This window comes from Acinetobacter sp. KB005, from assembly GCF_049949095.1.
Classification (GTDB): Bacteria; Pseudomonadota; Gammaproteobacteria; order Pseudomonadales; family Moraxellaceae; genus Acinetobacter; species Acinetobacter calcoaceticus.
Genome location: NZ_CP188191.1, coordinates 2087533 through 2104411, shown reverse-complemented (window position 1 = coordinate 2104411; position 16879 = coordinate 2087533). Strand labels below are relative to the sequence as shown.

At 38.8% G+C, this 16879-nt stretch carries 12 protein-coding genes and 1 pseudogene; 4 read left to right on the top strand and 9 right to left on the bottom strand.

The annotated features are described in order from the left end of the window. Positions 1-183: 183 nt before the first annotated feature. Positions 184-4233, bottom strand: a complete 4050-nt coding sequence (locus ACPF64_RS10070; RefSeq protein WP_426453006.1) for a Dyp-type peroxidase — start codon at positions 4231-4233, stop codon at positions 184-186. A gap of 336 nt (positions 4234-4569) precedes the next feature. Here ACPF64_RS10070 and ACPF64_RS10065 point away from each other — a divergent pair, with 336 nt between their 5' ends. Beyond that, positions 4570-5379, top strand: coding sequence for a peptidoglycan DD-metalloendopeptidase family protein (locus ACPF64_RS10065; protein ID WP_151744471.1), 810 nt, complete (start codon positions 4570-4572; stop codon positions 5377-5379). Here ACPF64_RS10065 and ACPF64_RS10060 read toward each other — a convergent pair. From ACPF64_RS10060 to ACPF64_RS10050, 3 genes and pseudogenes are all read right to left on the bottom strand, one after another. Continuing rightward, entirely contained in the window at positions 5376-5801 is a 426-nt protein-coding gene (locus tag ACPF64_RS10060) for a GNAT family N-acetyltransferase (RefSeq protein WP_426453003.1), read from the bottom strand. The genes ACPF64_RS10065 and ACPF64_RS10060 overlap by 4 nt on opposite strands. A 92-nt stretch (positions 5802-5893) precedes the next feature. Then, positions 5894-6316, bottom strand: coding sequence for an OsmC family protein (locus tag ACPF64_RS10055; protein ID WP_004642007.1), 423 nt, complete (start codon positions 6314-6316; stop codon positions 5894-5896). 78 nt (positions 6317-6394) lie between these two features. After that, positions 6395-6491: pseudogene (locus ACPF64_RS10050) on the bottom strand (hypothetical protein). A 265-nt stretch (positions 6492-6756) separates the two neighbouring features. On the opposite strand from ACPF64_RS10050, the gene crp reads away from it, so the two are divergent. Both crp and ACPF64_RS10040 read left to right on the top strand, forming a co-directional pair. Next, entirely contained in the window at positions 6757-7464 is a 708-nt protein-coding gene (gene crp / locus ACPF64_RS10045; protein ID WP_005041938.1) for a cAMP-activated global transcriptional regulator CRP, read from the top strand. 159 nt (positions 7465-7623) lie between these two features. After that, a complete protein-coding gene (locus ACPF64_RS10040) occupies positions 7624-8673 on the top strand; it encodes an NADP(H)-dependent aldo-keto reductase (RefSeq protein ID WP_426453000.1) in 1050 nt (349 codons plus the stop codon). A 54-nt stretch (positions 8674-8727) separates the two neighbouring features. On the opposite strand, the gene ACPF64_RS10035 is transcribed toward ACPF64_RS10040, so the two are convergent. The 5 genes from ACPF64_RS10035 to gap all read right to left on the bottom strand — a co-directional run bounded on the left by ACPF64_RS10035 (position 8728) and on the right by gap (position 13947). Further along, entirely contained in the window at positions 8728-9507 is a 780-nt protein-coding gene (locus tag ACPF64_RS10035; protein WP_426452998.1) for a M48 family metallopeptidase, read from the bottom strand. A gap of 115 nt (positions 9508-9622) precedes the next feature. Then, entirely contained in the window at positions 9623-9940 is a 318-nt protein-coding gene (locus ACPF64_RS10030) for a hypothetical protein (protein WP_005041944.1), read from the bottom strand. A 121-nt stretch (positions 9941-10061) separates the two neighbouring features. Continuing rightward, positions 10062-11381, bottom strand: coding sequence for an adenylosuccinate synthase (locus ACPF64_RS10025; protein ID WP_003652692.1), 1320 nt, complete (start codon positions 11379-11381; stop codon positions 10062-10064). 63 nt (positions 11382-11444) lie between these two features. Next, positions 11445-12611, bottom strand: coding sequence for an ATP phosphoribosyltransferase regulatory subunit (locus ACPF64_RS10020; RefSeq protein WP_426452995.1), 1167 nt, complete (start codon positions 12609-12611; stop codon positions 11445-11447). Positions 12612-12927: 316 nt separating this feature from the next. After that, on the bottom strand, positions 12928-13947 hold the full coding sequence (gene gap, locus ACPF64_RS10015; RefSeq protein WP_017389960.1) for a type I glyceraldehyde-3-phosphate dehydrogenase: 1020 nt from the start codon (positions 13945-13947) through the stop codon (positions 12928-12930). Positions 13948-14217: 270 nt separating this feature from the next. Here gap and alaS point away from each other — a divergent pair, with 270 nt between their 5' ends. Next, a complete protein-coding gene (alaS, locus tag ACPF64_RS10010) occupies positions 14218-16854 on the top strand; it encodes an alanine--tRNA ligase (RefSeq protein WP_426456131.1) in 2637 nt (878 codons plus the stop codon). Positions 16855-16879 lie beyond the last annotated feature (25 nt).

Here is a 16879-nt window from a genome sequence, read left to right as displayed (position 1 = left end):
AAGTATATTTTGTATAATTTTTAAGAGAGAACGAAAAAACGATATTTTCATCTGAATTTTTATAACAAGTAGCAATTTTAAAGCTGCACTATGTTTAATAGTTATCACTGTTAAATTTTAAAATATTAAAGGGAGCCCTTCGTCTGAAAGACTACCTTATTTCAAAATAACTAATTAATTATGCTATTGATGGAATGGACATTTAGCTTGCTCTGTTTTTTCTTTTGGAATATCTGGCGTAGAGATTGGACGACGCTGATGCTGTTCCTGAATGATTGGGAAAACAGATGTAAAGAAGTTTGACCAACCACCAGTACGTACTCGTAACAAATTATACTGCTCAGGTGATGTTACAGCTTCACTAAATGTTTCTGGGTTAGCCACAGTTATTGTTAAAATATTAGATGAACTACCTTGGCTGAACTGTTTTAAAATACCAATCAAATCTTTAACACCAAAGTCTTCACGAATATTAAAATCTGTAGGTGCTCCATCAGCCATTAAGTCTGTGCCAATACCATCAAAGCCTTGTAAAGCACGGCTAAACTCAACTTTTTGATGATCAATTGCCAAATCTGCAGGACTTGGTGATGGACTTAGATCAGAAGCTACTGTCGTACCTAAACGGCGACCATCAGCACTCGCACCATTCCATGCCCCCATCTCCACATGATTTTCAAAAGTTCCCACACCCGGTTGAATCTGTATACCAAACGGATGCTCTTTTGAACCATAGCGTTCAGCCAAATTTTTAAGGCTTTGTGCGAATTGTGGCCATGGATGAGTAAATGTCTTGACTGATATCTCAGCAATCATTTTAACAATCTCATCGCCTAGTTCATCAACTTCAGAGTTTCCTCGTCCATAACGTGGTTGTGCCAAAGCAATTTCACGTAAACGCTTATAACGATCAGCTTGCGCAGCAATACGAGCATGACCAGCTAAATTACTAATAAATGGCTCAGTCATTTTATATCCCCAGTCACAGCACAGACACTCTAATAGTTCAGGTAATGTAGTAACTGCGGTTAACGGGTCAAAAACCATCGCCTTAATGGCATACAACGAGTTAATTGTATTACTGAGCGAGATATAACATGGTCCATAAATATTATATTTAGCACCACCACTATAAAAATCTTGCCCTTTAGCCAAGCAGTCATCCATCAAGACATTTAGAATTGGAGATGGGCAAATATCCGTATTGGCACCGTAGCCTAGAATTTGCCCATTAAATGCCTTGCGATTAAGCAATTCAAAATGTTGCTTGTATAACTCTAATAATTCTTCAAAACTATCAATCTGATCAGCAGGTTTCGTATTTAATGAAACAGTTTGCCCAAACAGATAACTTTGTCCCGCACTTGAAATTGTTTTACCCTGATTTAGTGCACACTCCAAAGGCTGTAATGTCGAGAATCCACCTAAAGAAAACCAGTTTTCGCCAGGGAACTGAGGTTCATAACAACCATCACAAGCATAATTTTGAGCTGAACGAATATCGACTTTAGAATTCCAATTTGGCAAATTAGTGAGTGTATCTCCCCCTACACCATTTCCACTTTTATGAAGACTAGGAATGAGTTTTTCATCATTTAATAAAATTGGATGAGCACCGCCAGATAAAATTGCATGTGCAGCCACTTCTAAAATTTCTTCAGGAATATCCTTGCGAGTGCGTAGAGACAAACACGGTGCATTTAACGGTAACCGGCCTGATGCACGAATAAATAATTTTGTGACCTCATTGTAAGCTGGTTTGGTTTTAGAAAAGTCTTCTTCACCATCAGCGACTGTACCACCAACTGTAATCTGTTGAATCCATTGTCCCAAAGATGCACCTTGAGGATAAGGCCCTGAACTGCCACCCATCGCGAGATTACCAAAAGGCTGATGGTCTTCCATGAAAATACGGTTTTGTTGTACTTTTTCATCTAGCTTGATATAGAAAGCATCAATAATTTCTTGTGCTTGTTCAGGCGTAGCTGAATGGTTGTCCAAGAAAGGTTGTAACAGTTGATCCATGCGTCCAAATGCTGTTGGTTCACCATTTAAATGCAAACAGCTATGCAATGTAAAAATAAATTGAACTGCTTCAATAAATGTCTCTGGTTTATCTTTCGACAACTTTTCCATTCGATGACCAATCGCATTTAAGTTCTGTTTTTCAAATTGTTGCCCGTCTTGCATTTGCCCTGCGACTTTAAATGCGAGCTTTGAGTAATTTAAAAAATATTCAGAAATACCGGTTAGCGCCAATCTAGAAGCTTCATAAAAATCTTTTTTCTCTGGAGTCTGTGCATTGCTTGCATGTTTAGCAATTTCTAGTTGTAGACCAGCCAAACCTAAATCTAGTGCTTTTTTATAATTCGGAATAACATGTCCAACACCCGATGCTTCACTTAAGTTACGCAAAAAGCCCTGAATACGTTCTTCCTCAGATAAATACTTCATGACATAGCGACCTTCACCCAAGGTCAGGTTTGGCATGGCTCCTACAATAATTTCATCAGGCATGATGCGATAGGTATCTGATCCATAAATGACCTGACCATCACATTCACGTCTATTCGAATATGGAATCATTTCACCATTTTTTAATACAATTTTCCTTCCACGGAAACCATAATTTTCTGATGAAAATAACTGTAAGCTTAATCGAATAGCCCAACCTTTACGCAACATAATAGATAAACCCATAATATTTTCAGGCTTATCACTGATGTTAAACTCATCAATGTAATAATCTATCCCGTGCTCAATCTCTTCTTGTTTACGGTTGAAATACCAGTTGTCTTGCCACAAAGAAAATGTATTCTCAAGTAGACTTAAAATACGATTAGAAGGTGGCTGAAAAAAATCACTATGATGATTTAGCCGAGTCGCCATATTAAAGAGATAATTACTATGGTTGTAATACATCAAACCATTATCAGAACTGTTCGTATAATGTCGATCAAAACGCGTCCAGTCCATACCTGGGAATAAATTCCAGTCCATGTCTTTGTCTTTGTCTTTGTCTTTGTCTTTGTCTTTGTCTTTGTCTTTGTCTTTGTCTTTGTCTTTGTCTTTGTCTTTGTCTTTGTCTTTGTCTTTCAGATAATTGAAATTATTTAGATATTCTGGAGCATTATCTAATAGCAAGTCTTTTAAACTCGGAATATAGAAAATACCTCCTAAGTCCGAGTGAAGATTATTGAATAGACGGTCATTCATGAAGCCTTTGAGGACAGCTTGCTTGGAATCTTGCTCGGAATCTTGCTCGGAATCTTCCCTAGAATCTTTTCTTGGTCCAATCTGGCTTGCCATCACTTCTTCTAAAATGGCAGCAGTTTTTGCAAAACCAGCAAAATAAATTCCTTCTTCATCTGCTTTAGTTACCGATTTTGGCACTCTAAAACTTGAATTTGACTTAGCACGACCAAACGGCAAACCTAAACGCAGAACTGGTGTAGTATTTCCATTTTCATCTTGCACACGAGAAGCTTTAATGTGCGAACGGCTATCACGGTCTGGAATAATTGTGTCGTCAGTTTTACGTCCAATCAAATCTTCAATTTGGTCTTCTGACATCATGTTGATTTGATCCCAGTTAATCAGAAACCTTTGGGATAAAACGTATGAGCCACCAAAGTGCTCAATATCTTCTGCACCAATTAAAGTATGCTTTGCCAGTGAAATTGGATCAGACGGGTTATTTAAGTTCTCAGAAAAACGACAACCTAGAACCTTACCATTACGACCAGTTTTAGATTGTGAAGCAGTATACTGTTCATTTATTCCTTTGATATCTGAACCTAAAAATTTCTTAATATATTCCTGTAATACTGTACATGCATTAGCATCATCACTTTTCACATGCAGCCAAATATCACCATTCGAGTTTTTAAAACTTTCATTAGAATCAGTAAAAACTTTTGAGATATTTGGATTTTTTTCTTCTGGATAATGTAATTGCATTCCTTTTGGTCGTGATAAACCATCTTTTTTACAAATTGCATCCCAGTTATCAAAAGATACACCAATCGACAAAGTTGTATTTTTACTGGAAAGTGCCGGATTATTATGGACCTCTTGACGCACAGCTATCATTAATTGCTTGATTTTTTCACGTGTAATTTCTGTGTTAAGCCAAACCGTACTAAAAGTTGCATGAGGGGCAGGATAAACCAACCCACGTTGCATATATTTCCATATTTCAGTAAAACGATCTTCATAAGATATATTTAACATTATATTAAAGTCCTTTAAAATATTTATATAATAATTAAAATTTTGATTATAAATTTAACCAAAAAATCATTATTGACAATAAAAATTAAAATAACAAGATATTTAAAATCAAAGAAAAACAGTAAGAATTAATAAATAATAAAAATAAAAAGTTAAGTTTAGAAAATTTAAAATATAAGATAAATAAAATCACAAAAACAAGGATAAACAAACAATCAATTATTAAAATAAAGTAATAAATAAAATTAGAATTCAATTGTTAAAAAAATTAAAATAACTCTTAATTAAAACTTACTGATATAATCTCGAATATTCTCTTATAAAATTATTGTTGCTATGTTAATAAAAAAACTCATTTCTACTTTGCTTTTTACATCAATACCTTTTTACTGCTTTGCCGAGCTCCCTCAAGACTCTCGAAGAGCTGGCGGAATCGCAGTTATTCCCTTAACTAGTGATATTACTCGGGTCACCTTTCAACAAAAGCCAGTTTTAATCAGTCAGGAAGGTCATCAGCGTTATGCTGTACTTGGTATTCCATTATCTACTCCACTCGGCAGTGTTCAGCTCGATACCAATAAAGCCCCTATTCAAATAGAAATTAAATCCTATCCTTATGCTGAGCAACGGATTAAAGTTACTAACCAAGACTATGTGAACCCCAACCAAAGTCAGTTAGACCGTTACGCTCAAGAAGCGAAAGAACAAAATGATGTGTATAGCTCATTTACACAGAGCACATGGCAAGCCTTGCCAAAATTTATACGCCCCACTTCGGGGAAATTCAGTAACTCTTTTGGGCGAAAACGCTTCTTTAATGGCGAAGAGCGCGCGCCCCACTCAGGTTTAGATATCCCTGCACCAGTGGGACAAAAAGTAGTTGCTCCAGCAGATGGTGTTGTAATTCAAACCGGATCTTATTTTTTTAATGGTCAAACTGTATTGATTGATCACGGGCAAGGCTTAATCAGTATGTTTTGCCATTTAAGTGCAATTAAAGTAGAGAAAGGCCAACATATTCGCCAAGGAGAAACTTTAGGTTTAGTCGGTAAAACTGGACGTGTTACGGGCCCCCATTTACATTGGGGTATGAGTCTCAATAATGCACGAGTAGATCCGCAATTGTTTTTAGGTACTGCCCGCTAATTTAAAGCTTTCCGAAAATATTTTGGCGCATCGACATACCCTTCTCGTAAGTAAAATTGATGCGCCAATGTCCGTTGTTCGCCTGAATGCAGTTCCATTCGATCACAACCACGTTGTCTTGCCAATTGCTCAGCCTGCTGCAAAAGTAAATGTCCAACACCTTTACTTCGTATATTTTCATCAACACATAAATAGCACACTTTGGCAAAGTCACCTTTTAAGGCGATTTGTGGAATAAAATAAAGGGATAAAAAGCCACAAATTTTATTCTCTTCTTCAGCAATCAAAATTTGTGATTTAGGATCGCTATGTAATATTTCAAATTTTTCTTGGATAAGAGCGAGTGGTTGTGGGTACCCCATCTGTTTAAGTAAATTACAAATTGCCTGAGTATCTTCCCATTTAGCAGCACGAATATTCACTTTCATTTCTCCTCTTATTTTTTAGTTATTTTTGACAATAAAAAAGCCAACTCTAATGTCAGCTTCTTTTTTCTACCTATCAAAAAAACACCTTATTCAGCTTCAATAATTTCGAAGTCATGGGTAATTTCAACACCACCATCTGAAAGCATTTTACTCGCTGAACAATATTTTTCGGCAGATAATTCAACCGCTTTTGCAACCTGTTTTTCTTTTACAGCTTTACCTGTTACCACGAAGTGTAAGTGGATTTTAGTAAAAACAGCCGGAATTGCGTCAGCGCGCTCAGCTTTTAAATTACACACAACATTCGTCACATCTTGACGAGATTTCTTTAAAATGGTCACAATATCAAACGAAGCACACCCACCAAGTCCCATTAATAGCAACTCCATAGGACGTGGACCACGGTTTTCACCACCATACTCAGGTGAGCCGTCCATGATGACACTATGCCCACTATCTGATTTCGCTTCAAAAGCAACATTCTCTAGCCAATGTACACTTGTTTGCATTGCAACTACCTAAAAAAAATTATAAATTTAAGCAGGGTCTGTTGACATTTCATCTATGGATTGCTTTAGAGCTAAAAATTAATCCAAATAAGATGCAAAACCCAGACAATGGCTATCCTTTGTCCAGTTTTGTTATGATAGTTTGTGAAATTTCAGCCATAATCTGAGCTGCAATTTAAGCAGTGCAGGCATAGTGCAAGACCATGTTATTTTGTACGTTCCATTGTTAAGATCTATTTATTTAGAATGGCTAAATTTCATAGCTCTTGCTTGGTAACGTCTAAAAGAATTGTCTTATGTCGCAACCATCTGTGAAATGTCAACAGACCCTTGTTTTGTACACTAACATAAAATGAGTTGATAAGGAATTTCATCTCTTCTGTGTAATAGCTCATCTCGGGCTTGTGTGAATTGTTTACCCTATTCGGAACATATTAAGCATGACTTCAAATTTTTCACAACTCAGCACAGATGCTTTATCCCCGGGGCAACTACCTGAATCCGTTAAAGCATTGTTAAAACGTGCTCACATCAACAGATATCCAAAACGAACCACAATTGTTGATGCCGGAACAGAGTCGAAATCTTTATATTTAATTTTAAAAGGCTCAGTTTCAATTATTTTACGTGAAGATGATGAACGTGAAATTGTTGTTGCATATTTGAATCCGGGCGACTTCTTTGGGGAAATGGGGCTTTTCGAACCGAACCCTCAACGTACAGCTGAAGTTCGTACTCGTGATGTCTGTGAAATTGCAGAAATTTCTTATGACAACTTCCACGAACTTAGCAAACAATATCCAGACTTAAGTTATGCTGTTTTTGCACAGCTCGTTCGCCGTCTAAAAAATACGACCCGTAAAATGACAGATCTTGCATTTATCGATGTGTCTGGCCGTATTGCACGTTGTTTAATCGACTTATCTTCACAGCCAGAAGCAATGATTTTGCCAAATGGTCGTCAAATTCGTATTACTCGTCAAGAAATTGGTCGTATTGTGGGTTGTTCACGTGAAATGGTTGGTCGTGTACTTAAAACCTTAGAAGATCAAGGCATGATCCAAACAGATGGTAAAGCTATTCTTATTTTTGATGTTTCATTAGAAGATGCACCTGTTTCTGATGACGACTATGATGATGACGAATAATATTTATTAAATTTTTAATCAAAAGCAAACTTCGGTTTGCTTTTTTTATATGCAACAATGAGTTAATACACAAAACTTACAAACTATTCTAATTTTATGATTTAAGTTGAATACATATTCTCCGTTAGGCTAACTCAAAATTTCCAAGGATTCCGCTGTATGCAATTTAACCCACTTAGTCGCACAGGCCTCAAGCTTCCAGAAATTTGTTTAGGCACCATGACATTTGGTGAGCAAAACTCCCAGCAAGAAGCATTTCAACAACTCAATTATGCTTTGGCACACGGTTTATATTTTTGGGATACGGCAGAGATGTATTCGGTTCCGCCAAAACCTGAAACTTACGGTGCAACAGAAACGATCATTGGCAATTGGTTTGCCCAAAATGGTCAACGTGACAAAGTCTTTCTCGCTTCTAAAATTGCCGGACCTGGCTTTGGTGGAACACACATCCGAGAAGGCCATACGCGCTTCAACAGCGATCATATTGCGAAAGCCCTAGATGGTTCACTCAAACGTCTCCAAACCGACTATATCGACCTCTATCAACTCCATTGGCCCGAACGTCATACCAACTTTTTTGGTACGCTAGCTTATGGCAACCAACAAGCTCAAAATGATTACGACACGACACCTCTAGAAGAAACATTACTCGCCCTACAAGAAGAAATTAACCGCGGGCGCATTCGCTATATTGGTTTATCGAATGAAACGCCGTGGAGCACTATGAAATTTTTACATTTGGCTGAAAAGCTAGGTGTTAGCAAATTTGTAAGCGTTCAAAACCCATATAGTCTACTCAACCGTACTTATGAACTAGGTATGTCTGAAATTGCTAAATATGAAGATGTTGGCTTACTTGCATACTCTCCTCTTGCGTTTGGCTATCTTTCTGGCAAGTTTAGAAATGGCGCACGTCCAGCTAATGCCCGTGTCACATTATTTCCTCGTTTTAGCCGCTACAGTAACCCTCAAAGCGAATGGGCAACTGAACAATATGCACAGCTAGCAGAGAAACATGGACTCAGCTTAACCCAAATGGCATTAGCATTTATCAAACAACAATTCTTTGTGACCAGCACAATTATTGGTGCCACTAATCTAGATCAACTTAAAGAAAATATTCAAGCATTTGAAATTGAATTATCTACTGAAGTTATACAAGGCATTGAAGCCATTCACACTCAACAGCCCAACCCCGCGCCTTAAACAAAAAACGGATGCTTAAGCATCCGTTTTCTTTATCTATAAAAAATTTCTATCTTATTTACGGCTATTATAAACTGCCATTGCTGCAGGCAAGTTTTTACGCATTTCACCAATACGCTGAGAGTTAGATGGGTGAGTAGACAAGAAAGATGAACCACCACCACCTTCAAGCTTGTTCATTTTCTCCCACAGTGTAATCGCAGCATTTGGGTTATAACCTGCACGCGCCATTAGCATTAAACCACCTTGGTCAGCACGACTCTCCAAACTGCGAGAATATGGTAAGCCCACACCTACTTGTGTACCTAATTGAGCAGCAGCAGTTCCAAGCTGACCGACATTATTACCGGCATAGCTTAAACCAATACCTAATGCTAAATCAGTCAAAGCCTGAGCACCGATTTTACTTTTTGCATGCTCTTCTAAAGCGTGAGTCATTTCATGCCCCATAACTGCTGCAATTTCAGCATCAGTCAGGTTCAACTTATTTACAATACCTGTATAGAACACGACTTTACCACCTGGTGCTACGTAGGCATTAATCGTGTCAGACTTCAACACTGCCAACTGCCAGCTAAAAGGCTGACCAGTCTGGTTCATCTGATTTGCATAAGGTTTTAAACGGTTAAAAACAGCATTAATACGACTATAAGTACTGGAACTTGTATCTAATGTTCCCTTACCACGCGCTTCCTGCACCATTTTACTAAAACCTTGAGCAGATTGAGCATTTAACGTTGCCGTATCTGCACCTGCCATGTCAGCTACTGTTGTACAACCAGAAATGGTTACAACACTCGCAGCACATAAGCTTAAAAAAAGTTTTTTATTCATCAATTGGATCACCTAAATCGTTAAAAAGCTATTTATTCTTTTGCACTTATTATAAGAAATCCCGCTTATGCTTTGAATGTCTCATTTCTTCATGATCATAGTATTTATGTAACGATCAAGTAGATAAAGTCATCAAATAAATCCAGAAAATCAAACATATTACATTTAAGCCAAGATAGATATGACTTAAGGTCTTAACCTTCTCTTCCAGATTAGGACTTTCTCTTTTCCAGAGTAAATAACTATTTTGTATGAATACCACAGGAATTAACACGCATGCGAACAATACTGACAAGCTCATAAAAGCAGTCATGAAGAAATCTTCATGATATGTTTGTCCATAAATGACCAACATCGCTAATGTTGGAGAGCCACCAATAGCAAATAAAAAAGAATAAAAAATTGTTTTTGAAATAGTTGGTTGCAGCTTCATCCTGAGCCCATCATTCCTTATCGATATATAACGTTTTAATCTGAATCGAATCAAACAAAAACTGCACTTTAGTCGGGTATAAAAAAGCCCCCTTTCAGGAGGCTTTTTTAATCTTTGCTAATTAAGCAGAGAATGGATGACGTAAAACAATTGTTTCTGCGCGGTCTGGACCAGTTGAAACGATATCAATCGGACATTCGATTAACTGTTCAATACGCTTCACATAAGCCAAAGCATTTGCTGGTAATTGGTCGATACTAGTTAAACCCACAGTCGACTCGCTCCAACCAGGCATAGTTTCGTAGATTGGTTTCAAGCATTCAAAAGAAACCGCATCAGAAGAACCTACACAGCCTGAATCTGTATTTTCATAGCCCACACAGATTTTCACTTCTTCTAAACCATCTAAAACGTCAAGTTTAGTTAAGCAAATACCAGAAAGTGAGTTTACATCTACAGAACGGCGAAGGATTTCAGCATCAAACCAACCACAACGACGTTGACGACCAGTAGAAGCACCAAACTCATGACCTACTGTACCCAAGTGTTTACCAACTGGATCACCAGCATCAGCTGCTGCATCATAAACCAACTCAGTTGGGAATGGGCCAGCACCTACACGAGTTGTATAAGCCTTAGTAATACCTAATACATAATCAAGATGTAAAGGTCCCATACCTGAACCAGAGCTTACGCCACCAGCAGTTGTATTTGAACTTGTAACATATGGATAAGTACCGTGGTCAATATCTAGAAGTGAGCCTTGCGCTCCTTCAAACATTACAGCCTTACCCTCTTTGCGATAGTCATGCAACACTTTAGTCACATCAACCACTAATGGAGCAAGAACTTCACGCCATTGGTTGCAAAGAGCCAATACATCTTCAAATTTAACAGCTTCTACACCGTAGAACTGAGTCAACTGGAAGTTATGTAACTCAAGCATTTCAGACAGTTTTTCTTCTAATGCTGCACCACCACGAACAAGGTCAGCAACACGCACTGCACGGCGAGCGACTTTATCTTCGTATGCAGGACCAATACCACGACCTGTAGTACCGATTTTAGCATTACCACGTTTCTTTTCACGTGCCTGATCAAGTGCAATGTGGTTAGGCAAAATGAGTGGACAGTTTGGAGAAATACGTAGGCGTTCTTTAACAGGAACTCCTTCTGCTTCCAAAATTCCCATTTCTTCAATTAACGCGGCTGGTGAAAGTACCACACCATTACCAATTAAGCACAATACGTTTTCACGTAAAATACCTGATGGAATGAGGTGCAATACAGTTTTTTTACCACCTACGACAAGAGTATGACCTGCGTTATGTCCGCCTTGATAACGTACTACCGCAGCCGCCTGATCTGTGAGCAGGTCGACGATTTTACCTTTACCTTCGTCGCCCCATTGGGTACCAAGTACCACAACATTTTTGCCCATAATAGCCTCATTACATCATGCTGTTAAAATTGGAAACCACCAGTAAAAACTTACCGTTGGCGATTAAATCTTTTCAATATTCCATTGACCATTTTGCGACACGAGTTGATGGGTCGCATATGGAATAGAACTTAAATCATCATTACCTAACAATTGAACGACACGTAAACCTTGAGCACGTGCATTAGAAATTGCTTTGAGTAAATCCTGTTCTGTACCTTTTGGAGCAACAACAGTTTCGATCTCTGCGAACTGATTTGCGCCTAAGGCATATAAATCACAACTAAAGCCAGTAGCAGGACGTGCGCGACCAAAATGCTCACCAATACCATCGTAACGGCCACCCTGCGCTAACGGCGCAGCACGGTTCGGCGCATATACTGCGTACATTAAACCAGTGTGATAGTGATAACTACGTAGCTCTACGACATCGATACCGATATTGAGATTTGGCCAGCACCCTTTAATTTGCTCAAGCGTCGTCTTAAGCGCATCTAATGCTGACTTAAACTCTGCATCTTGCAAGATATTGGCACTTAAATTCGACTGCAATGCTTCTAGATCACTAGAATAACGGCCAAGCGCATAGAAATCAGAACCCATATTCAGGCTTTGAGTAAATTCTGCTAACTCTGGCAATGCTTTTCTTTGATAAAGATCAGACAGTTCATGTTCTTCATTTTTTGACAGTCCAGCATACTTGACTAGACTACGGAACAACCCTACATGGCCCAAATCTAAATGTGCGCCTTGCAAAGTATAGATGTTCTCAATCAACCCCAGCATAACACCGACCATTTCGACATCAGCTTCGATACTATCGTGGCCATATAATTCGGCACCTAATTGTAAAGGCGCACGAGTGGCATTGAAATTTTGTGGTTTAGTATGTAATACAGTCCCTGAATAACAGTAACGTGCAACGCCTTCAACTGGTCTTACATGTGCATCAATACGTGCAACTTGTGGCGTCATATCAGCACGAACACCGAGTAAACGGCCTGAGAGCTGATCAATAACCTTAAAAGTTACTAAATCTAAGTCTTGATTTGATTCTGATAATGAAGACAACGATTCGATGTATTCGATAAATGGTGTATATACCAATTGATAACCTCGTACCGCGAGAAAATCTAAAGCTTCACGGCGAAGTTTTTCAATGACTTGTGCCTGTTCCGGCAATACATCGGCTACCCCGTCAGGCAGCAACCATGTCTCTGAAATGGTCATATTTCAAGCCTAAAATCTGATCAACGTGGAACGACCCCACATAAAAAAATCGGGAACACACCCGATTTCTCTTAGTGTAGCATGATACTTTCTGCCATGCACCTGACAATTTGCATAAATCTTTCTGAATAAACTCTAAAGTCAAAAAGAAGTTTTTATGAATTAGCAAGTGGATTCAATATCTTACTATCACTCACTTAAATTATAATCAAAAGTTCTTCGACCAAAGAAAGGGCCAATAACTGAACTATCACCTTGTTTCCAATTCACCAAATTTAACTTTTGAATAGCTTTCTTAAATTATTTCAATTGACGTTTAGAAAGAATCACACAAATCTAATAATCGATTTGCATAGCCCCATTCATTATCGTACCAAGCAAATACTTTAGCTTGATGCCCCACCACCATGGTCTGGGTTAAATCAACAATCAGTGAATAAGGTGAATGGTTGAAATCACTTGAAACTAATGGTTCATCAGTAACAGCCATAATTTCTGCATAATCTGTTTGAGAAGCTTTAATCAATACTTCATTAATATGATGCACAGTAATTGGCGATTGAGCGATAAAAGTTAAGTCAATTGCAGCCACATTAATAGTCGGCACCCGAATTGAATAACCATCTATACGGTCTTCCATTTTTGGCATAACGCGCTTTAATGCACCTAATGCACTAGACGTTGTTGGTATAATATTTTGTCCAGAAGCTCTGGCACGACGCAAATCACGATGCGCGTGATCAAGTACAGACTGGTCTGCTGTAACAGCATGAATTTCTGTCATGAGCGCTGTTTCAATTCCAAACGCATCATCAATGATTTTAACTAAGGGTACTAATGCCTGCGTAGTACATGACACACTTGATATGATTTGATCAGTCGCTTTCACATCTGCATGGTTAACGCCATAGACAATTGCTGCATCTACATGATCAAAAGGTGCTGCACCAATAATTACCCTTTTTGCTCCAGCTTGTAGGTGGCGGGTTGCATCAGCATGGGAACGGAACAGTCCGGTACACTCAAGTACGACATCAACATCTAAACTAGACCATGGCAAAAGCTCAGGTTGTTCCTGTTTTAAAACTTCAACTTTTAGTGTTCTTTGATTTGATTGAATGTTCAAAAAAACTTTTTCATTTTCAATAAATATTTCCACATTTCCATTAAAACGGCCATGTGTGGAATCATATTTAAATAAGTGCACTAATGTTTGTACATCTGCTATATCGTTAATCGCCACGATTTCAAATTGAAATTGTTTTGAGCTCTCGAACCAAGCACGTAAAACATTACGTCCAATCCGCCCAAACCCATTAATGGCGATACGTTGCATGACCTATCCTTATCTACAAAACTAAAGGCTAAAGAAGGCATATAGTAAAGCACGTCACGCCCAATTGAATATAGATTTTTAGCCAAATCACAGTTTTGTAAGATATTCCTTTTAAAATCGTTGGTTCGGTGGGGTTTTTCCGCTACAATTTAGCGTTTTTAAAAAATAAGCCCCGTATCAAATGCTCAGGTTTGACATAAAACAAACAGGCATTGGTACATTTAGCCAAATTCGAAAATATGGAGTGACTTGGTTGTGAGTACTCGTTTAATGACATCTGCTGAAATTCGTGAAGCATTTTTGCGCTACTTTGAGACGCAAGGGCATACACGTGTCGCGTCGAGTTCTCTTGTTCCTGCCAACGACCCAACTTTATTATTTACAAATGCTGGGATGAACCAGTTTAAAGACTGCTTCTTAGGTCTTGAAAAACGTGACTATGTACGTGCAACTACATCACAAAAATGTGTACGTGCTGGTGGTAAACACAATGACTTAGACAACGTTGGTTACACTGCTCGTCACCATACATTCTTTGAAATGTTAGGCAATTTCTCATTTGGTGATTATTTCAAACGTGATGCTCTTAAATTTGCTTGGGAATTTTTGACTAGCGATGAGTGGCTAGCACTTCCTAAAGATCGTTTATATGCGACCGTTTATCACACAGATGATGAAGCTTATGACATCTGGAATAAAGAAATTGGTTTAGCGCCTGAACGTATTATCCGTATTGGTGATAATAAAGGCGAAAAATACGCATCTGATAACTTCTGGGCAATGGGTGACACAGGTCCATGTGGTCCTTGTTCTGAAATTTTCTTTGACCACGGCGATCATATTTGGGGCGGTTTACCAGGCACACCTGAAGAAGATGGTGACCGTTTCATTGAAATCTGGAACAACGTTTTCATGCAGTTCAACCGAACTGCTGATGGCGTACTTCACCCTCTCCCTGCTCCATCTGTTGATACAGGTATGGGCTTGGAGCGTATCTCTGCTGTATTGCAACATGTTAATTCAAACTATGATATTGACTTGTTCCAACACTTATTAAAAGCTGCTGCAAACATTATTGGTATTGAAGACGAAGGTCAGCCTTCTTTACGTGTAGTTGCAGACCATGCGCGCTCATGCTGTTTCTTAATTGCTGATGGTGTAAACCCAAGCAACGAAGGCCGCGGTTATGTATTACGCCGTATTATCCGCCGCGCTGTGCGTCACGGTAATAAGCTTGGTGCAACTGGTACATTCTTCTACAAAATGTTGCAACCTTTAATCGAAGTTATGGGTGAGGCTTATCCTGAGCTCGCAGCGCGCAAAGATGTGATTGAAGCAACTTTAGTTCGTGAAGAAGAACAGTTTGCTAAAACACTTGAGCAAGGTTTAAAACTACTTGAAGGTGAACTTGCTCAATTAAAAGACAAGACTATTCCTGGTGCGACAGTCTTCAAACTTTACGACACTTACGGCTTCCCAACAGACTTAACTGCTGATATTGCACGTGAACGTGACTTTATTATTGACGAAGCTGGTTTTGAAGTAGAAATGGCTGCTCAGCGTCAACGTGCTCGTGATGCTGGTAAATTCGCTATTGACTACAACAGCATTGTACAAGTTGAAGGCGAAACTCAGTTTGACGGTTACATCAACACTACTGGTCAAGGCCAAATTGTAGCGATCTACAAAGATGGCGTACAAGTTGATGAAGTTTCTGAAGGCGACGAAGCACTTATCGTTTTAAACCAGACTCCTTTCTATGCAGAAAGTGGTGGTCAGATTGGTGACACAGGTATCTTCAAAAATGAAACTGGTATTTTTGAAGTTCAAGATACGAAAAAATCAGGCGGTGCCTTTGTTCATCAAGGTATTGTGACCGTTGGTAATCTTAAAGCCAATCAAAACGTTGAAGCGATTGTTAAAGCAGACATTCGTGATGCAACAGCTCGCAACCACTCGGCAACTCACCTATTACATGCTGCCCTTCGTCAAATCTTAGGTTCACACGTACAACAAAAAGGTTCTTTAGTTGCAAGTGATATCTTACGTTTTGACTTTGCTAATGACCAACCGGTAACTTTTGAACAGTTACAACAGGTTGAGCGTTTGGTAAATGCAGAAATTATTGCAAATACCGCAGTAACCACTGAACTACTTGATATCGAAGCGGCAAAAGCCAAAGGCGCAATGATGTTGTTCGGCGAAAAATACGGTAACGAAGTTCGTGTTCTTGCTATGGGTTCAGTAATTGATGAGAAAAACTTCTCAATCGAACTTTGTGGTGGTATTCACGTTAAGCGTACAGGCGATATTGGTTTATTTAAGATCACTTCTGAAGGTGGTGTGGCTGCTGGTGTACGCCGTATTGAAGCAGTTACAGGTACTAAAGCGTTAGATGTGGTACAAAAAACCGATTCAGATATCCAGCACATTAATGGCTTATTAAAAGCACAGAAAGACCAAACTGTTGAGCGTGTACAAGCCAATGTTGAATTGGTTTCTGCATTACAAAAGCAGATTGAACAGCTCAATCAGAAATTGGCAAACTTCCAAGCGTCAGAATTGATTGATCAGGTACAAACGATTGCTGGTCGTCAAACGCTTATTACCACTGTTCAAGGTGTAGATGCGAAATCACTTCGCAACTTGCACGACAGTGTTAAATCAAAATTAGAGAACGCAGTCATTGTATTAGCTGGCGTAGAGGGTGACAAAGTTAGCCTGCTTGCTTCAGTTGCATCACAATACACTGCAAATCTAAAAGCAGGTGACATCATCAAGCATCTAGCAACCGAGTTAGGTGGTAAAGGTGGTGGTAAACCTGACTTAGCACAAGGTGGCGCGCCACTTAACGAGAAGTTTGGACAAGTTATTGCTGCATTACCTGCATGGCTTGAACAAAAATAAGACTTCACTTTTTGTGTAACTGACC